Consider the following 7,111-nt stretch of genomic DNA (forward strand, 5'->3'; position numbering starts at 1 on the left):
GCCTCTCATCGCCGGGCCAGGGCCTCCAGAGCGGGGCGATACTGCTCCATGAACTCGGTGACCTAGCGGGCGAACTCCTCATTGACGCCGGGGAGAGCGAGACCTGCTGGGGTGATGATGATCCGTCGCTGCTCCCACTCGATTTCCACGGAGACCTCCGCTCCTTCATCCAGGCCCAGCATATCCAGGATGTCCTTGGGGAGGGAGACCACGAGGCTGTTGCCCAACCGGAAGATTTTCCGCACCATGGCGTGCTTTTCCTCAGGGTGTGCTTACAGTGTAGGCATACCTCCATATGGCCTCTTTATCCAACCTTTTGGAGAAAGGGGACGTGGCTGCCCGCTCTCATTTCTGCTTTCCGCAGTCTGCCAGCCATGTATGTTGCAGATACCTTCCCGGGCCGATCAGGATCCCGAAGCGGCCTGGGCGGCGCGGGCGCGGAGCTCCGCCCGCAGCGCCATGATGTCCCGGGGAGCGGACCAGATGGCCAGGGCGAACAGGAAGCCACACAGGAGCCAGGTCCCCACGCAGATCGTCAGGATGGCGGTGTGCAGCGAGGTCCGCACGGCCAGCAGGCCGGTGAGGAAGGGGGCCAGGGAGGCCCCGCTGCCCTCGATGAAGGACTCCAGGGCCTGGGCCGAGCCCCGGATCTCCGGCGGGCTGATGTCGAAGACCGTGGCCAGGACGTTGGGGGCGGCCAGGGGGATGGTGAAGGCGGTGAGGATCACCATCGCCCAGAAGGCTCCGAAGGCCTGCGGCGGGATGGACATGGTAATCGCCAGCAGGACCGCGCCGGCCAGCACCCCGGCCATGGAGACGATGAGCCGTCCCCGCAGGGTGCGTCGGAACAGCCAGTCGCCCATCGCCCCGCCGGCCAGATACCCCAGGGACATCACGATCACCGCGGAGGCCATGACCACGAAGATCTGGGCGTTGCTGTAGCCCCGCTCCACCTCTAGGTAGCGGAAGAACCAGAAAGAGATCACGTTCCAGGGGAAGACCCCGAAGAACCCCTGGGTGACCAGAAAGAGGAAGGTGGGCTTGCGCAACAGGGCGCGGACCTCGTGGAGGTTGAAGCGGTAGGCGGGGATCTCGGCCAGGGCGGCCAGCTCCGGCTCGCTGCGCCCCCGGGGGACCTCGCGGACGACACGCCAGATCAGCAGGGCCATGATCAGGCCCAGGGAGCCGGTGATCAAGTAGATGGCGCGCCAGCCGATGAGGTCCTTGAGGCCGAGGGCCAGGGCCACGCCCATGAGGTAGCCCACGGGGCCGGTCATCTGCAGGAAGCCGTAGATGCGGCTGCGGAGCTGGGGCCCGAAGTAGTCGGAGATCAGGCTGTAGAGGCTGGGGTAGGCGTTGTCATCGATCCCGGTGGAGGCTCGGGTGAGCAGGAAGAGCGGGTAAGTGGGGGCGATGGCGCTGAGCCAGGTGGTGGCCCCCCAGATGAAGGAGGCCAGGGCGATGAGGGCGGGCCGGGCGAAGCGATCGGCCAGGTAGCCCCACAGCGGATAGAGGAAGAGGCCCACCAGCAGCGCCGCCGTGGAGGCCAGCCCCATGAGATCTTCCCCGATATGGAAGGTGTTCATGATCTCCGTGGTCAGGGGGCCCAGCAGGAGCTTGTCCGTCTGGTGCAGCAGCATGAAGGCGAACAGCACCGCCACCACCGCCCACGGCCCGCCCATGGTTTCCTCCAAGGCGAAGGATCGTGTTCGCCGCCATTGTAACGCGAGGATGCGAATTAAGGGATGGCCTCCTACCCCTTGGCCCTCAGCGCCCTTTGTAGCGGGCGGCCCACTGGGCGGTGAGCTGCAGGTAGAGATCGCCGAAGCGGACGCTGGGCTCGATGTAGGAGCCCTCCACCCACTCGTTGAAGGAGTGGATCAGGATGAAGTCGGGTCGCGTGGGCAGCACCGCCTCCCACGTCCGTGCGTAATACGCTCCGTTCTCCCGGTCCCGGGCGAAGGGGGCGCTGCTCACCCGTAGGTCGGCGCACTGGGGCTGGGCGGAGTTCAGGTCGTCCCATCCGGGCATCACCGTGCCCACCCACAGCTTGGGCCGGCCGGTCCGCCGCTCCCAGTCCCGCACCCATCCGGCCCAGCGGGAGGCCCCCCGATAGGCGTTGGGGCAGCAGGCGTGGTCAATCTTGTAGACATAGAGCCCGTCGAAGACGGAGAGATAATCCGGCTGCAGGCCCTCCGCGATCCACCAGGCCGTGTGGTTCGGATCCACCGCCTCCCGGATCGCTGCCCAGCGGGCCACGGCGGTGGCGACATCCTTATCCGAGGCGGGGCGGTTGCCGGCGGGATCCGGGACTCGATACATGTCGCTGAACAGGATCACCGGCCGCCCGGCGATGCGGAGGAAGCGAGGGTGAGCGGTGTAGCGGCCCATCACATAGCGCAGGGCGTCGATAACTCCCTGCTGATTCGCCCCGGGAAGGATGTGATAGAGAAAAGTGATGGTGGATTGGAAGCCTTCGGGGGAGAGGTTCAGGACCTTCTCAAAGTTGGCGTCGGTGCGGTTGCCGGGGGCGAACCAGTGGACGGCGAAGCCGTCGATACCGGCGGCGCGGGCCTGGCCGATGTGGCGGGCGATCACGCCGGGATCGTCGGAATGATACACCCCGTCCCGCGGCTGATCGCTGTCCGACGTGCAGCCCGTGGACCAGGTCCATGGATCATACCAGGGGAAATAGTTGGCCAGGACCATGGGGGGGACCGCAGGGTGGATCCCCGAAGTTTCCGCGGCGGGCGTCCGGGTGGGCGCGGGAGTGGGAGATGGGCGCGGCGTGGCCGTGGGCCCGGGCGTTCGGGTAGGGCGCGGCGTCTTCGTTGGGCCGGGGGTGCGGGTCGGGCCCGCGGTGGGCGTGGGACGTGCAAGGGTCGGCGTGGGAGAATGCGCCCGCGTCGGCGAAGGCGTCGCCAAGGAAGAAAAAGGCGTCGCCAAGGAAGAAACCATCCGCGACGGGGACGGTGTCGCTGGGCTGCGGAGGGCGGGCGCCGCCGTTCTGGTCGGTGCCTTCGTGGGCCCCTCCTCGCGGAAGGAGAACGATGGGAAACAACCCGCAAGGAGGATCAGGATCAGCGTCCCCCACAGGCCTCTACGCATGGACGATCCCTCCGGATTCAGAGTCGGGACGCTCGGCGGATCAGCGCTCGTGGTTGTCCCTCCGGGTTGGATGAATTATACCATGGCGAGCCCGGAGAGAAGCAGGGCCCTTCGCAAGAGGACCCCGCAAGGCGGCTGGCCGCCGGCCATCGTTGTGAGGAAAATGGGAGGAGATGATGGGCCCAGAGTTCAGGATAGCCTCCGGCGAATCTGCGGATGGAGGGGAAGTGATGACGCTGCCTGCCACGGCGGACGTGGTGATCGTGGGAGGTGGGGTGATGGGCCTGAGCACGGCCTATCATCTCCTCAAGAAACAGCCCGGCCTCCGCGTGGTTGTCCTGGAGAAAGGCCCCTTCTTTGGCTGTGGCTCCACCAGCAAGGCCGCCGGCGGCTTCCGCCATCAGTTCGCCACGGAGATCCACATCCGCCTCTCCCTCCTGAGCGTCGCGATGATGGAACGCTTCGCCGAGGACCCCGGGGCGCCGCTGGCGATGCGTTTCTGCGGCTATCTCTTCCTGCTCACCCGGGAGGAGGATGTGGCGATCTTCCGGGATCAGGTGGCCCTCCAGCGCCGCTTGGGAGTGCCCACGGAGTGGCTGGACGGGGAGGAGGTCCGCCGCCGCCTTCCGATGATGCGCTTGGATGACGTGATCGCCGGCACGTTCTGCCCCCGGGATGGGCTGCTCAGCCCGATGGACCTGGTGAACGGCTACGCCGCGGGGATCCGCCGCCTGGGGGGGATCCTGCGGACGGACACGCCGGTGACAGGCGTGCGGCGGCAGGGCGGGCGCGTCGTGGGGGTGATCACTCCTCTGGGGGAGATCGCGGCGCCGGTCCTGGTCAACGCCGCTGGGGCGTGGGCGGCGCAGATCGGCGAGATGGTGGGCATCTCTCTTCCGATCCGCCCCTATCGGCGTCAGTATCTGATCACCACGCCTATTCCGGAGATCCCGGAGGACTTCCCCATGGTCATCGACTTCGCCCGCAGCCTGTATTTCCATCGGGAGGGGGAGGGGATCCTGACCGGGATGTCCAATCGGGACGAGCCTCCGGGCTTCCGCGAGCAGCCGGATTCGGAGTGGGAGCTGATCCATATGGAGGCGGCGGTGGCGCGGATGCCGCTGCTGGAGCGGGCGGGGGTGCGGGCCCGGGTGGCTGGCCTCTATGAGGTGACCCCGGACGCGCATCCGATCCTCGGGCGCATCCCGGGGGTGGAGGGCTTCTATGTGGTGGCGGGTTTCAGCGGGCATGGGGTGATGCACGGCCCCATCGCCGGCCTGCTGATGGCGGAGGAGATCCTGGACGGCCGGGCCCACACCCTGGACATCGCCCCGCTGCGTTACGAGCGGTTCCTGACCTCCCCACCGCCCGCGGAATACAACGTGATCTAATCGGGAAGCGAAGATCCCGCAGGTCCTCTCGTCCCAACCAGGAGATGGAGTGAACGTTCGACGTTCGCTGAGGGCCTATGGAGACAAGGAGATGCTTGTTGAGTAGGTGGCTGGCTGAAAGATCTAAGGAGAGAGTTGCCCTTTGAACCACTCTGCCAGCCGGGAGCTGATTCGGATGGGGCTGTTTGCGAGTTGATCCACCGCTTCCTCTGCTTCCGCCCGTGAAAGGAAGCCTGCGTGGTAAGCGGCCAGTAGCACTCCTAAGGTTCCCTTTACCTGGAGTCCCAGGGCACGGGCGATCTTTCTACCCAGCCTCTCGTCGATCAGCACCCAATCGGCCATAACTTCTTGAGCCAATAGGATCACATCCACTTCGCCTCTATCCAGACCGAGGAGCGCGGGAGGAAGAGGCAGGCTTTGTTCGGGCTTCCGAACCACCAACCAGTCTGCTTGCCTGACCTCCTCCTCGCCCGGTCGCCCGCGCCCCTGGGCGACCACCTCCTGATAGACCGAGGCAGGGACGAGCACTTCATCGAAGAGGGCCTTCAGGAGATCGAGACGTCCGATGAAAGAAAGCGCGATCAGAGGGGTGCTGTCCACGACAACCCGGATCATCGTGGACGGATCCTTTCTGCGAGTTGACGGCTGGTTTCAGCCTCCTGTTCCAGATCCTCGGGAGGGTAGTCGATCACTGCGAAACCGTTCTCGGAAAGGAGCCGGTAGAATTCCCAACGATCACAGCCAAGGATCTGAGCGCCCAGCCCTCCGGAGATCTGTCCTGTTTCATAGAGCTTTCCAAGGGTATAAACCAGAGCTTTTTTGCGAAAAGTTTCAGGATCCACCTTGAGTGCGATCAGTAATTCTTCTGGAAAGACCACGTTGACTCCCATCGTCATCCCTCCAATCTTTGCGATCACCAGACATTATATTCGTGAAGGATGAGTGGGTCAATTTTATGCTAATCGGAACCATCTCGTTTGGATTCAAGGCGAGGATCGCTCGCGACCGGGGCTGGGGCCTCGTGGGGAGCGCTTCTGTCGTTGAGGGGAGCCGCTACATAGGAGTTGATCCATATGGAGGCGGCGGTGGCGCGGATGCCGTTGCTGGAGCGGGCGGGGGTGCGAGCCCGGGTGGCCGGCCTCTACGAGGTGACCCCGGACGCCCATCCCATCCTCGGGCGCATCCCGGGGGTGGAGGGCTTCTATGTGGTGGCGGGTTTCAGCGGGCATGGGGTGATGCACGGCCCCATCGCCGGCCTGCTGATGGCGGAGGAGATCCTGGACGGCCGGGCCCACACCCTGGACATCGCCCCGCTGCGTTACGAGCGGTTCCTGACCTCCCCACCGCCCGCGGAATACAACGTGATCTAATAAAGCGGTGAAGATTCCAGGGGTCATTGCATCCCCGCAGAAGTGAGGGCTTTCAAGAGATCAAGACCTCTGACGAAAGAAAGCCCGATTAAGACGAAAGTCCTCCTTCCTGGGCCTGTGGCCGAGGGTCGGCCTTCGCTGACCCTTTCCGGGTGGAATGCATATAGAGTGGGATGCATATAGAAGGGTATGGGCGAAGGCCGACACCCGGTCCGCAGGGCCCAGGGAGGACGGATTTCTATTGGCTGAATCGTTACCTGAGCGAAATAAGGGGTATGCGCTTTCCCGTCAAGGAGCTCCCCGGGGGGATGGATGCTCCGGCGAGCAGGGAGAAAGGGGAACCTGCGGCATGTCCTTGGGAAGCATATAAAACGAAACCCAGTCGGCGATCGCCTTCGAGAGCTCCGTGTTGAACAGATCCTCCAGGAGGGTGATGGAATGGCCTGTTCTATCCTCGATCCGGATCACCCAGATCCACCAGAGGGTGGCATACGGCGGAGGCCGGAAGTTGTGGTCGAACAGCTCTGGGTGGGCTCTAGTGTGCTTCGTAGAAACGAAAGGAAGGCGATCGGGAAGCGTCCCTGCTCGGCCAGGGTGCGGGCCAGGGCATGCTGATCCGGCCACCCGGATGCATTCGTCGGAGCGGTCAGAACCTTCCTGGAGCGGAGATCGACCCAGTAAAGGCCCCCCGGAAACGTGAGAGGTGAGGGCGTGAAATCCGGAACCACTTTCCGGAAAAGCTCTTCCCCTTCGGACATCGGCCCTCCCTCGGGAGCAACGGCGATCAGGGCGTGCCGCTGATCCGGCGAGAGACATCCCTCCGCATCGACGCGATCATAGATCTTCCATTGGTTGAAGACCACGGATTCCGAGATCGGGAAGCGCAAGGGAGGAGAGAGCCGCTTGTCCGGCGGGATTTGCGCGCGGAGTTCCGCACGGTTTAAGGTGGTAGATCTTATTTCCCTGAGGCCCGCTGCGATCCTTGCGGATCGCCAGGATGTCTGGGGCCTGGACACAGTGGGGAGGGACGTCGGTAGTGGCCAGTTCGGCGAACCATTCGCTGTCCCGCCAATAACAGAAATGCAGGTGTCCATTCCAGAGCGTCCAGAAGGGCATGGTGAGATCCAGAGGCCACGGCCCGATCCAGCGCTGGCCGTCCGTCAACGTGGAGCGATCCAGCCCTCCTCGATCGCCTGGGCGGCCGCATAGAAGGCCTCCTCCAGGCGCTGGAGGGCCGTTTCG

At 64.5% G+C, this 7,111-nt stretch carries 7 protein-coding genes; 2 read left to right on the plus strand and 5 right to left on the minus strand.

What is annotated here, in order from left to right; translation table 11 throughout:
* Window positions 1–62: 62 nt before the first annotated feature.
* From CFB18_RS04615 to CFB18_RS04625, 3 genes are all read right to left on the minus strand, one after another.
* Window positions 63–248: an AbrB/MazE/SpoVT family DNA-binding domain-containing protein gene (locus CFB18_RS04615; protein WP_088570630.1), complete on the minus strand. Its 186-nt coding sequence runs from the start codon at window positions 246–248 to the stop codon at window positions 63–65.
* Window positions 249–404: 156 nt separating this feature from the next.
* A complete protein-coding gene (locus tag CFB18_RS04620) occupies window positions 405–1,682 on the minus strand; it encodes an MFS transporter (RefSeq protein WP_088570631.1) in 1,278 nt (425 codons plus the stop codon).
* Window positions 1,683–1,767: 85 nt separating this feature from the next.
* The gene (locus CFB18_RS04625; RefSeq protein ID WP_143597515.1) at window positions 1,768–2,946 is read right to left on the minus strand and encodes a glycoside hydrolase family 99-like domain-containing protein; all 1,179 of its coding nucleotides are present in this window, start codon (window positions 2,944–2,946) and stop codon (window positions 1,768–1,770) included.
* Window positions 2,947–3,338: 392 nt separating this feature from the next.
* On the opposite strand from CFB18_RS04625, the gene CFB18_RS04630 reads away from it, so the two are divergent.
* On the plus strand, window positions 3,339–4,499 hold the full coding sequence (locus tag CFB18_RS04630; protein ID WP_200808080.1) for an NAD(P)/FAD-dependent oxidoreductase: 1,161 nt from the start codon (window positions 3,339–3,341) through the stop codon (window positions 4,497–4,499).
* Between the two features lie 123 nt (window positions 4,500–4,622).
* Here CFB18_RS04630 and CFB18_RS04635 read toward each other — a convergent pair whose 3' ends face one another.
* Both CFB18_RS04635 and CFB18_RS04640 read right to left on the minus strand, forming a co-directional pair.
* Window positions 4,623–5,114, minus strand: coding sequence for a PIN domain-containing protein (locus CFB18_RS04635; RefSeq protein WP_200808081.1), 492 nt, complete (start codon window positions 5,112–5,114; stop codon window positions 4,623–4,625).
* Entirely contained in the window at window positions 5,111–5,389 is a 279-nt protein-coding gene (locus tag CFB18_RS04640; RefSeq protein ID WP_088570633.1) for a UPF0175 family protein, read from the minus strand. The genes CFB18_RS04635 and CFB18_RS04640 overlap by 4 nt, the downstream gene beginning before the upstream one ends.
* A 183-nt stretch (window positions 5,390–5,572) precedes the next feature.
* Here CFB18_RS04640 and CFB18_RS04645 point away from each other — a divergent pair, with 183 nt between their 5' ends.
* Window positions 5,573–5,869 (plus strand): NAD(P)/FAD-dependent oxidoreductase, encoded by a 297-nt coding sequence (locus CFB18_RS04645; RefSeq protein WP_088570634.1) that lies wholly within the window; start codon window positions 5,573–5,575, stop codon window positions 5,867–5,869.
* Window positions 5,870–7,111: the final 1,242 nt, after the last annotated feature.

It is taken from the genome of Thermoflexus hugenholtzii JAD2 (assembly GCF_900187885.1).
Lineage (GTDB): Bacteria > Chloroflexota > Anaerolineae > Thermoflexales > Thermoflexaceae > Thermoflexus > Thermoflexus hugenholtzii.

Bases quoted from the DNA above. Each gene is read 5' to 3' on its own strand.
- CFB18_RS04615 (WP_088570630.1), bottom strand. From the start codon at position 248: ATGGTGCGGAAAATCTTCCGGTTGGGCAACAGCCTCGTGGTCTCCCTC.
- CFB18_RS04620 (WP_088570631.1), bottom strand. From the start codon at position 1,682: ATGGGCGGGCCGTGGGCGGTGGTGGCGGTGCTGTTCGCCTTCATGCTG.
- CFB18_RS04630 (WP_200808080.1), top strand. From the start codon at position 3,339: ATGACGCTGCCTGCCACGGCGGACGTGGTGATCGTGGGAGGTGGGGTG.
- CFB18_RS04635 (WP_200808081.1), bottom strand. From the start codon at position 5,114: ATGATCCGGGTTGTCGTGGACAGCACCCCTCTGATCGCGCTTTCTTTC.
- CFB18_RS04640 (WP_088570633.1), bottom strand. From the start codon at position 5,389: ATGGGAGTCAACGTGGTCTTTCCAGAAGAATTACTGATCGCACTCAAG.
- CFB18_RS04645 (WP_088570634.1), top strand. From the start codon at position 5,573: ATGGAGGCGGCGGTGGCGCGGATGCCGTTGCTGGAGCGGGCGGGGGTG.